The organism is Chimaeribacter arupi (assembly GCF_002858805.1).
Taxonomy (GTDB): domain Bacteria; phylum Pseudomonadota; class Gammaproteobacteria; order Enterobacterales; family Enterobacteriaceae; genus Chimaeribacter; species Chimaeribacter arupi.
In genome coordinates this window covers 1-16,561 of the sequence record NZ_PJZI01000041.1, presented here as the reverse complement: position 1 = coordinate 16,561, position 16,561 = coordinate 1, and the positions used below count along the sequence as shown (strand labels likewise).

At 61.9% G+C, this 16,561-nt stretch carries 12 protein-coding genes; 6 read left to right on the top strand and 6 right to left on the bottom strand.

What is annotated here, in order from left to right:
• Positions 1-139: 139 nt before the first annotated feature.
• From bcsE to bcsG, 3 genes are read left to right on the top strand one after another with little or no spacing between them, the layout of a single operon-like run.
• Positions 140-1,702, top strand: a complete 1,563-nt coding sequence (gene bcsE, locus CYR52_RS19390) for a cellulose biosynthesis protein BcsE (protein WP_165699102.1) — start codon at positions 140-142, stop codon at positions 1,700-1,702.
• Complete coding sequence (gene bcsF, locus CYR52_RS19385) at positions 1,699-1,896, top strand: cellulose biosynthesis protein BcsF (RefSeq protein WP_072929690.1); 198 nt, start codon at positions 1,699-1,701, stop codon at positions 1,894-1,896. The genes bcsE and bcsF overlap by 4 nt, the downstream gene beginning before the upstream one ends.
• A complete protein-coding gene (bcsG, locus tag CYR52_RS19380) occupies positions 1,889-3,568 on the top strand; it encodes a cellulose biosynthesis protein BcsG (RefSeq protein ID WP_101829237.1) in 1,680 nt (559 codons plus the stop codon). Before bcsF ends, bcsG begins: the two co-directional genes overlap by 8 nt.
• Positions 3,569-3,839: 271 nt before the next feature.
• On the opposite strand, the gene CYR52_RS19375 is transcribed toward bcsG, so the two are convergent.
• On the bottom strand, positions 3,840-4,928 hold the full coding sequence (locus CYR52_RS19375) for an iron-containing alcohol dehydrogenase family protein (protein WP_072929685.1): 1,089 nt from the start codon (positions 4,926-4,928) through the stop codon (positions 3,840-3,842).
• A 144-nt stretch (positions 4,929-5,072) separates the two neighbouring features.
• Between CYR52_RS19375 and CYR52_RS19370 the strand changes: the two genes are divergently transcribed.
• Positions 5,073-5,636 (top strand): histidine phosphatase family protein, encoded by a 564-nt coding sequence (locus tag CYR52_RS19370; protein WP_101829236.1) that lies wholly within the window; start codon positions 5,073-5,075, stop codon positions 5,634-5,636.
• A 50-nt stretch (positions 5,637-5,686) separates the two neighbouring features.
• On the opposite strand, the gene CYR52_RS19365 is transcribed toward CYR52_RS19370, so the two are convergent.
• Positions 5,687-6,286 carry a nitroreductase family protein gene (locus CYR52_RS19365; RefSeq protein ID WP_072929683.1) on the bottom strand — a complete coding sequence of 200 codons (600 nt, stop codon included), beginning with the start codon at positions 6,284-6,286 and terminating at the stop codon, positions 5,687-5,689.
• Positions 6,287-6,652: 366 nt separating this feature from the next.
• Here CYR52_RS19365 and CYR52_RS19360 point away from each other — a divergent pair, with 366 nt between their 5' ends.
• A complete protein-coding gene (locus tag CYR52_RS19360; RefSeq protein WP_072929681.1) occupies positions 6,653-7,432 on the top strand; it encodes an NlpC/P60 family protein in 780 nt (259 codons plus the stop codon).
• A gap of 40 nt (positions 7,433-7,472) precedes the next feature.
• Here CYR52_RS19360 and CYR52_RS19355 read toward each other — a convergent pair whose 3' ends face one another.
• Complete coding sequence (locus CYR52_RS19355; RefSeq protein WP_101829235.1) at positions 7,473-8,864, bottom strand: MFS transporter; 1,392 nt, start codon at positions 8,862-8,864, stop codon at positions 7,473-7,475.
• 276 nt (positions 8,865-9,140) lie between these two features.
• On the opposite strand from CYR52_RS19355, the gene CYR52_RS19350 reads away from it, so the two are divergent.
• Positions 9,141-10,031: a LysR family transcriptional regulator gene (locus CYR52_RS19350; RefSeq protein ID WP_206602300.1), complete on the top strand. Its 891-nt coding sequence runs from the start codon at positions 9,141-9,143 to the stop codon at positions 10,029-10,031.
• Between the two features lie 57 nt (positions 10,032-10,088).
• Here the strand turns inward: CYR52_RS19350 and CYR52_RS19345 are convergent, their stop codons facing one another.
• Genes CYR52_RS19345 through CYR52_RS19335 form a run of 3 tightly spaced genes read right to left on the bottom strand, consistent with a single transcriptional unit; the run spans position 10,089 to position 15,801 of the window.
• Positions 10,089-11,495, bottom strand: coding sequence for an efflux transporter outer membrane subunit (locus CYR52_RS19345; RefSeq protein ID WP_101829233.1), 1,407 nt, complete (start codon positions 11,493-11,495; stop codon positions 10,089-10,091).
• Entirely contained in the window at positions 11,488-14,646 is a 3,159-nt protein-coding gene (locus CYR52_RS19340) for an efflux RND transporter permease subunit (protein WP_101829232.1), read from the bottom strand. Before CYR52_RS19340 ends, CYR52_RS19345 begins: the two co-directional genes overlap by 8 nt.
• A 9-nt stretch (positions 14,647-14,655) precedes the next feature.
• Positions 14,656-15,801 carry an efflux RND transporter periplasmic adaptor subunit gene (locus tag CYR52_RS19335; protein WP_072929671.1) on the bottom strand — a complete coding sequence of 382 codons (1,146 nt, stop codon included), beginning with the start codon at positions 15,799-15,801 and terminating at the stop codon, positions 14,656-14,658.
• Positions 15,802-16,561: the final 760 nt, after the last annotated feature.

The following is a 16,561-nucleotide window of genomic DNA, read 5'->3' as shown; positions in this document are numbered from 1 at the left end:
GGAGAACCGCCGTGGGCCGCGGTTACCGGGTCATTATTTTTTAGGCGTAAAGTTGGTGATTACAAATGGCAATGTTAGACTCATTTATAAGTTTTTTCCGTTTTTACCTCCGCAAACTTTTCATAAAGCAGAAAATTTCATGGCGCTATCATTTCCCTTCGGTATTAAACAGCTTTGGGATGAATTATCGGTCATGCAGGTGCGCGGCCTTTACTGGGTAAACAGTGACACGCAGGAGAATGCGCGTGCGCTGTGCCGCCAAGTGGTGGCAAGCCAGGCGCAAGGCACTGATATTTCGCTGATTTGCAGTGGCGAACCCCCCAGGGAGGTGCTCGGCACCCTGCCCGGCGCGGCGGTTGCGCGCCTGCCGTTATTTACCCTGCCGGCCCAGAAAGCCGCGTTATTACGCCTGCCGCTGGAAGCCGCGCGGTTAATCAGAAAACCCGGTGGGTTAATTATCTATTACGCCCCCGCCACCCTGATGCTGGAATTGGGCCAGGAGGCCATTGTGCAATGGCTTCAGGCAATGCGGCGCGTCGTCAATAAGCTCGGTAGCACACTTTTTATTATTTGCCACAGCGCCGGGGCAAATAAAATAAAAAGCGCGTTAATATCACAGCACCGGCTTTTATTCGGCTTTTCCTCGCTCAGCAGCGAGGTGGAGAATAACTATTATCAGGTTGCCTGGTGGGCGGCGGATAAAGGCGTGGTGACCAACCAGCGCTTTAATTTGCGTACCTTGCCGGAAGGCGGGTTTGCGTTGCAGGATGACCAGCCCACCGGGGATTTCCGCGGCAGTGATGACAGCTGGTACCTGGCTGAACGCAGTGTGCTGGAGGGCGCACCGCCGCTCTCGAACAACTGGCAGCTGTTTGAGGACAACGCCCAGCTGGCACGCCGTGGGGAAACCCTGCACGCCGCGACCTTAATCTTTGCCCTGCACAGCAACCAGGCCATTCCGGCGCTGGCGCGTGAGATCCACCATGTGCGGCTGGTGGGCGGCAACGGCCTGAAGATTGCGGTACGTGAGATGACCGTGAGCCTGCGTTATACCGATGAGAAGCTGTTGCAGGCCTGCGGTGCCAACCTGGTGGTGCCGCATGTCGCCTCGCTGTCGACCTTCCTGACGCTGCTGGACGGCATTCAGGGCAGCCGTTACAGCCGCCCCCTGCCGGATGACGTCGAGCGGCTGATTACCGGGATGCGCCCGTTGCAGGTACGCGGCGTGCTGGCGCGCCCGGCCTTTTGCGACACCGTGCGCTCGTTGCTCGACAGCAGCCTGCTGGCGGAGGACACCAAAGGCATTTTGCTGTCGATGCGGCCGGTGCCGGGGCTGTTGCCGCGCCAGGCGTTGTCGCTCTGCACCCTGCGGCGGGACGGCGATCTGGTGACGGTGGACGCCCATCACCTGCACCTGTTCCTCTCCAACTGCCGCCTGCCGGATCTGGAGATTGCGCTGGAGTCCGTGTTCCAGTTGCCGGTAACGGACGCCTTCACCAGCCGCCGCGAATGGCATGAGGACACCGCCATCCTCGAGCAGCTGAGCCGTATCGCGCAGGATGCGCCGGATACCCAGGAGGCGCCGCTGCCGGTCACGGCCGCCGCCCCGGTGGCACCGGCCGCGCCTGCCGCACCGCCGCGCCGGCAACCTCAGCCGCTGAGTTTGCCTGTCATCCACGGGCACACGGAGGGCGCGCCATGAATATGACCGATCTTCTCCAGGTTTCCCTGATTGCCGCGGTTGTCTTCTTCTTCCTGGGGTGGGCCGGCCGGGCCGCGCTGCCCCGGCTCTGGCAGGGCCTTCAGGCCCGGATCTTCCCTACCCGTTACCTGAAATCCGCCGGCGTCTGGGTGCGTGACGGCTCGACTAAAGAGAAAACCATCGATCATGAGTGAGAATACTGCCGCGCGGCACGCGCCTGCCGCCCAACCCGGCCTGTGGCGACACTGGCGGGGGCTGGGTGCCTGGAACTACTATTACCTGCTGAAGTTCGCCCTGCTGTGGAACGGCTACCTGAACTTCGATTTGGTGAGCAACCTGATCTTTGTGGCCTTCCTGCTGTTCCCGCTGCCGTCAGCCCGGCTGCACCGCTGGCGGCACATTATCGCCATCCCGGTCGGGCTGGGGTTGTTCTACCATGACACCTGGCTGCCGGGTTACCGTTCCATCCTGTCTGAGGGGACACAGGTCGCGGGCTTCAGCCCAGGGTACCTGCTGGATCTCGCTGACCGCTTTATCAACTGGCAGTGGGTGGGGATCGCGTTTGCGATGCTGGTGGCCTACCTGTTTATCTCCCAGTGGGTGCGCGTCACCACCTTTACCGTCGGTGTGCTGGCGTGGCTGGTGGCGGTGCAGGTACTGCCGGAACGCATGACCAGCGCTGCACCGGGGGCTGCCGTGGTCACCACCGCGCCGGCGGGCACACCGGCACCGGCTGCGGCACCGGGTGCCGCCACGGTGGCCGCCGGGGCCGGCCCGGCGCAGACCCTGCCGCCCACCAATGCCAACCTGACGGCCTACCTCAACCAGTTTTACGATCAGGAGCGCGCACGGGCCACCGCCTTCCCGGCGCAGTTACCGGCCGATGCCCAGCCGTTTGATATTCTGGTGATCAACATCTGTTCGCTGGCCTGGGCGGATATGCAGGCGGTAGGCCAGGACAGCTCGCCGTTCTGGTCACGCTTTGACGTGAAATTTGACAACTTCAACTCCGCCACTGCCTACAGCGGCCCGGCCTCTATCCGCCTGCTGCGTGCCAGTTGCGGCCAGCCGTCACACGCTGACCTCTATAAACCGGCGGGCCAGCAGTGCTACCTGTTCGACAACCTCGCTAAACTCGGCTTCACCTCGCAGCTGATGATGGACCACTCCGGCGTCTTCGGCGGCTACATTGATGACCTGCGCAAAGAGGCCAACATGCAGTCCCCGCTGATGTCGCAACAGGGCATCGGCCATGAGATGACCTCGTTTGACGGCGAACCGATCTATAACGACCTGGAGATCCTGAACCGCTGGCTCGGTACCAAACAGGAAGGCCCGCGCAGCGCCACGTTCTTTAACCTGATTGCGCTGCACGACGGCAACCGCTTTATCGGCTCCACCAAATCAGCGGACTACAAAACCCGCGCCACCACGCTGCTCAGCCAACTCAACACCTTCTTTGACCAGCTGGAGAAATCGGGCCGGAAAGTGATGGTGGTGTTTGTGCCGGAGCACGGCGCGGCGGTCACCGGCGACAAGATGCAGATGTCCGGGCTGCGCGACATCCCAAGCCCGAGCATTACCCACATCCCGGCTGGGATCCGCTTCTTCGGGATGCAGGCCCCGCACCAGAGCACGCCGCTGACCATCACCACCCCCAGCAGCTACCTGGCGGTGTCGGAGCTGGTGGCGCGCTCGGTGGACGGCAAAATCTTCACCGCGCCGAGCGTGGACTGGTCAACCCTGACGCAGAACCTGCCGCAAACGCCGGTGGTGTCTGAGAATGCCAACGCCATCGTGATGCAGTACCAGGGCAAACCCTATATCCGGCTGAACGGCGGTGACTGGGTGCCGTACCCGCAATAAGCGCCACCCGGCGTGTAAAGACAAAAAAGCCGGCAAATGCCGGCTTTTTTAATGGACGAGGTCATGGCAACGCTTTCAACCGGCGCTATTTTTACCCAAACATCAGGGCAATCTCTTCTGCACCCAGCTCGTTAAAATTCTCCGGTACGGAGATGACTCCAGCCATAAAACCCAGACGGGAGACGTTCTCTGTCGGCATTTTTTTCATCTCTCCCTCCTTGGGGAATTTTTCCGGCGCCATTGTACGCCGGTTTTGGCGAGACGCAACGCCTCAGACCCCCTGCGCGGCCAGCCGGTGCACCCGGTCAATCGCGGCCTGCAACATCGGGACATCCACCGGGAACGGCATATTGGCCATGTCCGCTGAGCGCACGGCGCGCTGCAACACCGGCGCGATCTCCGGCGGCGTCAGGCCGGGGGCGATCTCCTCCAGGCTGGCCGGGATCCCGGCGGCGCGCGCCAGCCCGATGGCGGCAATCAGCTCGTGGTCATGGCGCTGCTCCAGCGCCAGCAAACAGAGGTTGCCGAACCCCACCAGCAGGCCGTGCGCCACATGGCGGGTGCGTGGGCTGCCGGTAAACCCCTCGTACAGGGCATGGGCCGCGCCGGTGTGGCCGCCGTTGCTCATCACCGAGGTCAGCCCGGCGTAGAGGAACACCGCATCCAGCACCTGTTCCAGCGCGGCATTGGCCTGCCCGGCCCGCACGGCGGCACAGGCATCGGCAGCGTGCGCGGCAATCAGCGTATGGCACAGCTCACTGTGGGCGCGCACCACCCCCGCCAGTGCCTGGTTCGCCTGCGTTGCGCTCACGGCGCGGTACTCGTACCATTTTGCCAGCGTATCCCCCAGCCCGGCGGCAAAGCCCGGCAGCGGCGTGCGCGCCAGGATGTCGGCATCAATCACCGCCGCGGCCGGGCCTTCCGGCAACGCCTGCATATCGCGGAACTGGCCGTCGTCATGGTAACGGAACACCAGCGGCGTCATTGCCGCACAGGTCGAGGCCACGGTAGGCAGCGTCATCACCGGGATATGGCACTGCACGGCCGCGGCTTTGGCGGTATCCAGCGCCCGCCCGCCCCCGGCGGCAATCACCACTTCCACCCCGTGCCGTTCCAGCAGATCGGACAGCCGCAGGATCTGCGTTTCGCTGCACTCGCCGCCATACCACTCACTGCCGAGGTAACTGACGCCGCTCTCTTCCAGCTGGCGCACCACCAGCGGCTCAGCAAAGGCCAGCGCCCGTTTGCCGCCGACCAACAGTGCGCGCTGCCCCAGCCGCCCGCACATCCGCCCCAGATGGGCAATCGCCCCACGCCCGCGCAGCACGCTGCCGGGAAAAATCAGCCGGTGTGTATACATAGCATCCGCCCTGGTTATTCTGCCGGGTTAAGTATGGCTGAAAAACGCACTGACTGAAAAACAGACAGCATCGGAAAATCACAGGGGAGCGGGCAGTTAAGGGTTTTGTGGTAGCCTCGTTAACAGGACATCACCGGAGAGACGATGGATATCATTCTGATGCGGCATGGAAAACCCAGCCTTAACGCGACGCGCAACATTACCGCCGGGGAAATGGCTCGGTGGACAGAAGAGTATGATCAGGCGGAGACCGGCCATGACACGCCCCCCGCCACGAGCCGCCATGAGGCGATGGCCGCCACCTGCGTGGTCAGCAGCCCGTTGCCCAGAGCGCTCTCTTCCTTGCGGGCGTTGGGCCTGCAACCCAGGTGGGTTGAGCACCTGTTTCGTGAGGCAGAGCTTCCGCAGCTCCACCCCGTCGGGCTGCGCCTGTCACCTTTTCATTGGGCACTGCTGTTGCGCCTGCTCTGGCTCTGCGGCTACAGCAGGCAGGCGGAATCCCGCATCGCCGCCAACCAACGGGCGCAGGCAGCGGCCGCCCGGTTGATAAGCCTGGCAGAGCATGGGGATGGCCCGGTATTGCTGATGGGGCACGACATAATGAACCGACTGATTGCCCGCACGTTACGGCAGCAAGGATGGGGGGAACGGAAAAATGCCGGACGGGGTTATTGGGAGGCTGCTATCTATTGCTCGCCCGGCAAGTAATTTATGAATGATATTGGATTTTTATAAATCCCTGATGAAACAAATTACCCTTATTTAAAAATACGGAAACGTTCTTCGTCCGCCATATAACTCTTTTCACCCGGCGGCTGGAGGATACTGCCGAACGGCATCTGGGCGCGCAGCCGCCAATGGGCGGGCAGATGCCACTGCTGATGTACCGCCTCGTCAATCAGCGGGTTGTAGTGTTGCAGTGAGGCACCGATTTTCACCTGCGCCAGCGCCGACCAGACCGAGAACTGCGCGATGCCGGTGGAGTGTTCCGACCAGACCGGGAAATTATCGGCGTACAGCGCATATTGCTTTTGCAAATCATCAATCACGTGGTCGTCTTCAAAGAACAGCACCGTGCCTGCCCCGGCAGCAAACGAGCTGATCTTGTTCTCCGTGGTGAAGAACGCATCGGGCGGCACAATCTTTTTCAGTTCCTGTTTCACGATCTCCCACAACTGGTGGTGCTGCTCATCAAACAGGATCACCACGCGGGAACTTTGGGAGTTAAACGCAGAGGGGCTGAGCTTCACCGCCTGGGTGATCAGGCTTATCACTTCATATTCGGAACAGGGCAACTCACTGCCCAGTGAGTAGATACTGCGGCGGGCGGTAATCGATTCAAGAAACGCATTACTCATTATTGGCTCCTGGCTGATAACGGTAAAGGGAGGCGCGCCGTCGGGGGGCGACGCTTAACCAAGTATGGGGTGAATCGGGGTGATTGCAAAAAATCAGTGCGGTAACCGGGAGTTACCCCGCCCCGGCCGGGGTGGGAAAGCGCCTGGCGGGCGCATAAACCTAAGGAAATTCCGATTCATCAGGGTAATTTATCAATACAATCAATGTGCCTTCCGGCAACGGGGCTGCCCGCCTGTTTTTTATCAGGTATCCGGTTTACCTTACCCTCAAACGGTTAGTTTTTAATCAAATCTGGCCCGGTTTTTAACTTAACCCAGTGGCCCCCGGCCCGGCCGGGGCGTTTTCCCTACAGTGAGGTAAACACCATGTCTGATTACCCTTCTCTTGATGTTATCCAGGCGGAAACCCATTACCCCGGCCCGGTGGCGCAGGATACGCGCTCCGGGGCGGTGAAGCGTGTGCAGGAGTGGCTGACGTTCCACGGCCACGGGCTGGTGATTGACGGCGATTTCGGCGCCGCGACCCAACGGGCGCTGGCGGCGTTCCGGCAATCTGCCGGGTTACAGGATAACGGGCCGGTAAACAGCGAGGACTGGGCGCAGCTGGTGGCCCCAATGCTGCGGGTGCTGAAGCTGCCCGCCCGCTCGACCACGCTGCCGGAAACCCTGCTGAAGGTGGCGCGCCAGCATCTGGCCGTGCATCCGGTTGAACTGGGCGGTCAGAACCGCGGCCCGTGGGTGCGGCTCTATTGCAATGGGCAGGAGGGCGAAGGCGTCCCGTGGTGCGCCGGCTTTGTGAATGTGGTGCTGAGCCAGGCCTGTGCCGTGCAGGAGATCCCGCTGCCGCTGGCGTTATCGCTGAGTTGTGATGCGCTGGCGCGCAGCGCCAGAGAACAGGGGCGGTTTATTCCCGGAGTGCATATCGACAGCGGCAACACGCCGTGGAGCGATGTGGCGCAGGTTGGGTTGTTCCTGGTGAAACAGGGGCCGGACCACTGGCGGCATACCGGCCTCGCGTTTGACGGGGTGGACCACACCTTCCAGACGGTGGAAGGCAATGCGGACAATCAGGGGTCGGGCAATGGGTTTGACGTCTGTACCCGTACGCTGTCTGTACAGCACTGCGATTTTGTGATCCTCGCCTGATGCTCAGGTTGCCGCCTGCGTGGCGGCAACCTGCCCTGGTTCAGGCTTTCCCGGCCGGTGGCTTAATCACCAGCCGTTCAAATTTCCCGGCCACCACCAGATAGCCGAACATCCCCAGCAGGCCATGCGCCCCCACAAACCACAGCGCCGTCTCAAACGAGCCGGTGGTCGCCACCAGGTAGCCGATCACCACCGGGGTGATGATCCCGGCGATGTTGCCCAGGCAGTTAAACACACCGCCGCTCAGGCCGATCATCTGTTCCGGCGCGGTGTCAGACATCACCGCCCAGCCGATGGCGGACAGCCCCTTGCCGAAGAATGCCACCGCCATCAGCGCAATCACCGCGCTGTCGGTGGAGACCACGTTCGCCCACACCAGCATCGACGCCATAAACATGCCGAGCACAAAGGGGGTTTTACGCGCCGGTGACGGGTGCACCCCGCGGCGGATCAGGTAGTCGGAGAGCATCCCGCCCAGCACCCCGCCGCTGAAGCCGCAAATGGCCGGCAGCGCCGCGACCCAGCCCGCCTCCATGATCGACATGCCGCGCCCTTTGATCAGGTAAATCGGGAACCAGGTGATAAAGAAGTAGCTCAGCGCGGTAATGCAGTACTGGCCGATATAGATGCCCCACAACGTGCGGTTGGTGAAGAGTTGCCGCACCTCCTGCCAGGTAAAGCGGCGGCGGTCACGGCGGCGGTTCTGCTCCAGATCCACCAGTGCGCCGTTGGCGCGGATATGCTCCAGCTCCGCCTTGCCGAGGTGCGGGCTGGTGTGCGGCTCTTTATAGAACACAAACCAGCCCACGCCGATCGCCAGACCCAGCGACCCCATCCAGATAAACACATGTTCCCAGCCGAGCGCGTGCGTCAGCCAGGCCATCAGCGGGGTGAACACTACCACCGCCATATATTGCGCGGAGTTAAACAGCGAGGACGCGGTGCCGCGCTCATTGGTGGGGAACCAGCAGGCCACGATCCGGGAGTTGGCCGGGAACGCCGGGGCCTCCACCAGCCCGAGCATAAAGCGCATGGCAAACAGCACCATTGCGGCATACACCCCGGTGACGCCGAACCAGCCCACGGTGCCCTGCATCATGGTAAACACCGACCAGAGCAGCAGGCTGCAACCGTAGACGCGGCGTGCGCCGTAGCGGTCGAGCAGCCAGCCGCCGGGGATCTGCCCCAGCGCGTACGCCCAGGCAAACGCGGAGAACACCAGCCCGAGCATCATCGGGTCGAGGCCCAGCACGCGTGAGACTTCCGTCCCGGCTATCGACATCGTTGCCCGGTCGGCATAGTTGATCACGGTGATCAGAAAAATCATCGCCAGCACCACATAACGGAAGTGGCCCGGCTGCGCCTGCTCAATCACAGCCGCCCGTGGGGGATTCTGTTGTGCCGGCGAAGTGGCAGAGGTAGGGGTCGTCATCGTCGTCTCCACATCATCATGGTTATTTTCATCCTTGATCGCGGCGTTATGCCTTGGATGCCGTCGCTGGCAGGGGGACTGTTCTATCAAAAAATAAAATAAGGCGTTGTTTTAGGGTGTTTTTTATTACGGCTTTTTAGGGTTGTTTCCCGGTATGGCGGCCTGTCAGACCCTCTACCGGTTAAAACATCTTTCTATCATTCACTTAACATCATAGAAACATCATCGATATCGGTCTAAGTTAGAAACACTATCAACCGATACAAGAATTGAATCATGGAGCTTAGCCAGTTGCGTTGTTTTGTGGCGGTGGCGGAAGAGCTGCACTTCGGCCGTGCCGCCCGGCGGCTGTTTATGACCCAGCCGCCGCTGAGCCGCCAGATCCAGCTGCTGGAACATACGCTGGGCGTCACGCTGCTGACCCGCAGCCACCGGCAGGTGCGCCTGACGGCCTCCGGCGAGAGTTTTCTGCGTGATGCGCGGCAGATCCTGGCGTTTACCCAACAGGCGGAGATCTCGGCGCGGCGGGTGGCGGCCGGGGTGGCCGGGCGGCTGACGCTGGGGTTTACCGCCGTGTGTGCCTACAGCCAGATCCCGGCGCTGATCGCCCAGGCCAGCCGGGTGCTGCCGGACGTGGAGATGATCTTAAAAGAGATGGTGTCGGCGGCGCAGGTGCAGGCGCTGGTGGCGCGCACGCTGGATGTGGCGTTTGTGCGCCAGCCGCAACCGCTGTTCCCGCTGGAGTACCTGCGGGTATTGCGTGAACCGCTGGTGATCGCCCTGCCCGCCGCGGACCCGCTGGCGGCCGCCCCTACCCTCAGCCTGTCGGCGCTGCACCGGCAGCCGTTTATTATGTACTCGCCGAATGAGGGGAAATATTTCTATGACTGCATTGTGTCGCTGTTCAGCCAGGCCAATGTGCTGCCGCGCTATGTGCAGTTCCTGAGCCAGACCCACACTATCCTGGCGCTGGTGAAAGCCGGGTTGGGGATGGCGATTGTCCCGGCGTCGGCGCAGTCCCTGCGGATGGAGGGCGTCACCTTCCGCCCGCTGCCGCAGGCGGGCGCGGTGGCGGACGTCTACATGGCGTGGCGGCAGGATTGTGACAACCCGGCGCTCGCCGCCTTCCGCAACCTGGTCACCGCCGGGCTTGAACCCCAGACGTAAAAAAGGGCGCCGGGGCGCCCTTTGGGGGTAGTCACTCACTCATTCACATCGCCGGCATTAAGGCTTCCAGCCGCCGCCGAGGGCTTTGTAGAGCGTGATGGTCTGGTTGAGCTGGCCGAGGCGGGTGGTGATCTCCGCCTGTTGCGCTGCATACAGCGAACGCTGGGCCACCAGCACATTCAGGTAGTTGTCCACGCCCTGCTTGTAACGCAACTCTGAGGTGTCGTAGTTGCGCTGGTTGGCGGCGGTGTCCAGCTCGCGCGCTTTCAGCTCATCCTGGTAGGTCGCCTGACCGGCCAGGCCGTCAGAGACTTCCTGGAACCCCTGCTGGATCGCCTTCTCATAGCGGGCAACTTCAATCTTCTTCGACACTTCCGCAATGGTCAGGTTGGCGCGGTTCACGCCGCCGTCAAAGATCGGCAGGTTGATTGACGGCATAAACGACCAGGAGCCAGTGCCGCCGGAGAACAGGTCACCGAGTTTGGCGCTGGTGGTGCCGCCCTGCCCGGTCAGCGTGATGCTCGGGAAGAAGGCCGCGCGCGCCGCGCCGATGTTGGCATTGGCCGCTTTCAGCGCATGTTCCGCCGCGACGATGTCCGGGCGGCGGGTCAGCAGGTCAGACGGCAGCCCGGCCGGGATCGCCGGGAAGTGCCAGTCACGCTTGAGCGTCGCGCCGTCAATCAGCGCCTGCGGTACCGTGGTGCCGGCCAGCAGGTTCAGGGCGTTGATGTCCTGACGCACCTGGCGGCTGTAGCTCGCCACGTCCGCCTGCGCGCTGCGCACGGTGGTTTCGGCCTGCGCCAGATCCTGGGTGGTGGCCACGCCCTGATCGTAACTGGCTTTGGTCAGGTTGTAGGAGTCGGTCTGGCTCGCCACCGTCTGTTGCGCCAGCGCCAGCAGGTCACGGTCCGCACACAGCGACAGGTAACCGGATACCGTCTGCGCCACCAGGCTTATCTGGGTGGCGCGCTGGGTGGCGTCGGTCTGGAGGTAGGTTTCCAGCCCTTCGTCACGCAGGCTGCGCACCCGGCCGAACAGGTCCAGCTCGTAGGAAGTCACGCCGAGGTTGGCCTGGTACTGGTGGTAAGTCACCGGGCCGGTGGTGCGGGTGTTGTACAGCCCGCCCGGCAGGTGCGCCCCGGTGCCGCCGGCCCCGAGGGCCACGGTCGGCAGCAGCGCGGCGCGGTCTACATCAAACTGCGCCTGCGCGCTCTCGACGTTCAGTGCCGCCACCCGCAGGTCACGGTTGTTGGTCAGCGTCAGGCTGACCAATTGTTGCAGCGCCGGATCGTTGAAGAAGGTTTTCCAGCCGATGTCCGCGCCGTTGGCCACGCCCTGGGTGGGCAGGTTCCAGTTGGCGGGCACCGGCATCGCCGGCTGTTTATAGTCCGGTGCAAGCGTACACCCGCTCAGGGTGGCGAGGGTCACCAGCGCCATCAGGGAGAGGCGGAGTGGCTTATTCATGGTCTGTTTTCTCAATCGCGTGGCCATTGGCGGTCACAGGTTTAGTCTGGTCTGCGCGGCGGCGGGTAAACAGGCGTACCACCACCACATAGAACATCGGTACAAAGAAGATCGCCAGGAAGGTCGCGGTGATCATCCCGCCCACCACGGCGGTGCCGATGGAGTGCTGGCTGCCTGCCCCCGCGCCGTGCGAGAGAGTCAGCGGCACCACACCGAGGATGAACGCCATCGAGGTCATGATGATCGGGCGGATACGCAGCTTGGCGGCTTCCACCGCGGCCTCGACAATCCCTTTGCCCTCGCGCTCATGCAGCTCTTTGGCAAACTCCACAATCAGGATGGCGTTTTTCGCCGCCAGCCCCACCGTAGTCAGCAGCCCCACCTGGAAGAAGACATCATTCTGCAGGCCGCGCATCAGCACTGCCCCAATGGTGCCCAGCACGCCGAGCGGGACCACCAGCAGCACCGAGAACGGGATGCTCCAGCTCTCATACAGCGCCGCCAGGCAGAGGAACACCACCAGCACGGAAATGGCATACAGCGCCGGGGCCTGCGAGCCGGAGATCTGCTCTTCATAGGAGATGCCGTGCCACTGCACGCGGAACCCTTTCGGCAGCTTGGCAGCAATCTCCATCACCGCCTTGGTGGCGTCGCCGGAGCTGTAGCCGCTGGCCGGGGAGCCCATCAGTTCCACGGACGACACGCCGTTGAAACGCTCAAAGCGCGGCGAGCCGAAGCCCCATTTGCCGCTGCCGAAGGCGGAGTACGGCACCATCTGGCCGCTGCTGTTGCGGAAATACCACTTGTTGAGGTCTTCCGGCGTCACGCGCGAGGCGGCGCGGCCCTGGATGTACACCTTCTTCACGCGGTCCTGGTACATGAACTGGTTGACGTAGCTGGAGCCCCAGGCAGCGGAGAGCGTGTCGTTGATGTCTTCCAGGCTCAGGCCAAGGGCGCGGGCGCGTTCGTCATCAATCATCAGCTCATACTGCGGCTCGTCATCCATGCCGTTCGGGCGCACTGCCGTCAGGCGTTTGTCTTTCGCGGCCATACCGAGGAACTGGTTACGCGCGGCGATCAGCGCCTCGTGCCCGGCGTTGTTGGTGTCCTGCAGGAAGAAGTCGAAGCCGGTGGCGTTACCCAGCTCCATCACCGCCGGCGGCACCAGCGCGTAGATTTTGGCCTCTTTCTGCTGCGAGAAGTGCGCCATGGAACGGCCGGCCAGCGCCTGTACCGTCTGGTCTGCACCGCGCTCGCTCCAGTCTTTCAGCAACACGAAGGCGATACCGACGTTGGTGCCGCGGCCGGAGAAGCTGAAGCCGTTGGCGGTGAACACCGATTTCACCGACGCGCCCTCTTTGTCCAGCAGGTAGCTGCGCATGGTGTCGAGCACCGCCTGGGTACGCTCCGAGGAGGCGTTCGGCGGCAGGGTCACCTGCACCAGCATCACGCCCTGGTCTTCGTCCGGCAGGAAGGAGGTCGGCACGCGGGTGAACAGGAACCCGGTCAGCAGCACGATGCCGAGGTAAATCACCAGGAACAGGTTACGGCGCGAGATCACGCCCTGCACGCTGCGGGTGTAATGCAGGGTGCCCGCGTCAAACATGCGGTTGAACCAACCGGCAAAACCGGTGTGCGCTTTCTCCTCGTCATACTGCTTGAGGATCGTGGCACAGAGTGCCGGGGTGAAGATCAGCGCCATCAGCACCGAGAGCGCCATCGCAGAAACGATGGTGATCGAGAACTGGCGGTAGATGATGCCGGTTGAGCCGCCGAAGAACGCCATCGGGATCAGCACGGCAGAGAGCACCAGCGCGATGCCGAACAGTGCGCCCTGGATCTGCTCCATCGATTTGATGGTGGCGGCTTTCGGGTCGAGTTTCTCCTCGTGCATCACACGTTCGACGTTCTCCACCACCACGATGGCGTCATCCACCAACAGGCCTATCGCCAGCACCATCCCGAACATCGTCAGGGTGTTGATCGAGTAGCCAAAGGCCGCCAGGATGCCGAAGGTGCCGAGCAGCACCACCGGCACCACCAGCGTGGTCACCAGGGTGGCGCGCAGGTTTTGCAGGAACAGCAACATCACGCAGAACACCAGCACGATCGCTTCCAGCAGGGTTTTCACCACTTCCTCGATAGAGGCGCTGACCACCGGCGAGGTGTCATACGGGAACTCGATGCGCACGCCTTCCGGCAGCGAGGATTTCAGGCCATCCAGCGTTTCGCGCACCGCTTTGGCGGTGTCGAGGATGTTGGCGCCGCTCGCCAGACGCAGGGCGATACCGGTAGAGGGCTTGCCGTTCAGGGTCGAGGCGATGCTGTAGTTTTCCGGCCCCAGATCGATGTTGGCCACATCGCTCAGGCGCACCTGTGAACCGTCCGGGTTGACTTTCAGCAACACATCCTTGAACTGCTGGGTGGAGGTGAAGCGGGTCTTGCCGATGATGGTGGCGCTGAGTTTGGTCTGTTTCACCGTCGGCAGGCCGCCGAGCTTACCGGACGACACCTGCACGTTCTGCTGGTTGATCGCGGCGGTCACATCACTCGGGATCAGCTGGTATTTATAGAGTTTGGCCGGGTCGAGCCAGATGCGCATCGCGTATTCGGAGCCCATCATCAGGAAGTCGCCGACGCCCTTGGTACGGGTGATCGGGTCTTCCAGTTTGGTCACCAGCAGGTTGCTGAGGTCGGAGTTGCTCATCGACCCGCTGTCGGCGATCAAGCTGACCACCATCATAAAGTTCGACTGGTACTTCGCGACGCGCATCCCCTGGTTCACCACCTCAGTCGGCAGCTGGGATTCCGCCAGTGACACCTTGTTCTGCACCTGAACCTGGGCGATGTCCGGGTCGGTGCCCTGATCGAAGGTGGCGATAATGGTGGCGCTGCCGTCACTGTTACTTTGTGACTCGATGTAGCGCAGGTTATCCAGCCCGTTGAGCTGCTGTTCAATCACCTGGACCACGGTGTTCTGTACCGTCTGGGCTGATGCGCCCGGATAGGTCACGGTGACCGAGATCGCCGGCGGGGCGATGTTCGGGTACTGGTTGATCGGCAGGTGCATAATAGAGAGCGCACCGGCCAGCATCACGATGATTGCCACAACCCAGGCAAAGATCGGACGCTCGACGAAAAATTTAGACATGCGTTAACCTTACTGTGCGGACGGATCGGTCAGGGAAAGATTCCTGGTGGAATCAGCATCAGCCTGTTTCGCCTGCTCGGTCGCCGTGACTTTGACGCCGCTGCGCACGCTTTGCAGGCCATTGGTGACCACCCGCTCGCCCTCTTTCAGGCCGCTGTTGACCAGCCAAAAGCCGTTGATCATCTCGCCGGTTTCGATGGTGCGTTGCTCGGCGGTGCTGTCTGCTTTCACCACGTAGACATACGGCTTGCCTTTCACGTCATGGCCAATCGCTTCCTGCGGCACCAGGATGCCCTGCTTCTGCACGCCCTGTTGCAGGGTGGCATGCACGAACATCCCCGGCAGCAGCTCGCCGTCCGGGTTCGGGAAGGAGGCGCGCATGGTCACGGAGCCGGTGCCCTGGTCAACCGTGACTTCCGAGAACTCCAGGCGGCCCGGCAGGGAATATTGCGTGCCGTCTTCCAGCGTCAGGGTCGCTTTGGCGGCGTTGGCACCGTCTGAGGCGAGCTGGCCGGTTGCCAGGGCGCGGCGCTGGCGCAGCAGATCCTGCGAGGATTCGCTGACGTCGACATAGATCGGGTCGAGCTGCTGGATGGTGGTCAGGTAAGACGTCTGCCCGTTGGTGACCAGTGCACCTTCGGTGTAGAGCGTGCGCCCGATGTGGCCGCTGATCGGCGCAGTGATGCGGGTGTAGTTCAGGTTAACGCGGGCGGCTTCCAGATCCGCTTCGGCTTCTTTCTGTGCCGCAACGGCATCTTCATACTGCTGGCTGCTCACGGCATGCGCCTCGGCCAGCGGCTTATAGCGCTTCGCCAGGGCCGCGGCATTGCGCAGCGTGGCCTGGGCTTTGTCGTAGGCCGCCTGGTAGGTGGCCGGGTCGATCTGGTAAAGCGGCTGGCCGGCTTTGACCTCACTGCCCTGGGTGAAGTAACGTTTCTGGATAATGCCGCTGACCTGCGGGCGTACTTCTGCGGTACGCACAGCGCTGGTGCGACCCGGCAGGTCACTGGTCAGGCTGACGGGCTGGGCATGCAGCGTCACGACATCAACGGCCGGGGCCTGTGCCTGCGCAGACGCGCCGGCAGAGGAGGAAGCCGATTGGTCGCACGCAGAAAGAAGCATCACAATGCTCATGGAGAGAAGTTTGCGGCGCATAGTATTCACTCTGGTTGAAAAGCGAGAACAGTCGTTCTCAAATAAGAGGGACACTATACGAGAAGCGTTTTCTTAACTCATGTGAGAGTATTGTAAGGAAAAATAGCAAAATAATTCAAAGGACTACATCTTAGCGCAGGCACCGCGCCGCGGGCACCAGCATTTCTCGCACAAATCCGTATTGATCTGCGTCACATTTCGCATAACTCAGAAGAGTCTTTTAAACTTATTCCTATTTCCAGGGAAATATTCTTACCTATAGGTGATTGTTACCTTGGTAAACTCTGTCACATTTTGGCGTATCCATTTTGTGCTCTCACAACTCTTCACAATTACTTTTCAATTGGGGTTATCTCAGCGCGGGGGGAACCGGGTATGCTTGTCGGCGAGGAAGAGCAGTTCCTCCTTTGTTGCCGGTTGCAACCAAACCCACTGTCCGATGTGGGTTTTTTTTCGTCTGGGGATCGCCAGACGGGCGATTTTTAACGTTATTGGGATCGAGGTATGTTGCGTTGGCTGTTTTTCTTAGATCGGCGAAGGTTGCGTTGGCATACGTCCGCACGCCTTCTGTAACCCCGCTGCCGCCACCGCGCAAGGGGCGCGTAAGCGCCCGCCCCTTGCATCCCCGCGCTTTGGGTGTCCCGGCAGAATTATTGGCCGCTACCGCGCCTCCCCTCCAGCGTCCTCCGGGCTTTTCGGGCCGCCGCTAATGACAGTCCCTGTCATGGGCGTCTTTCGCGGGCGTCCTGCCCGCTCACCC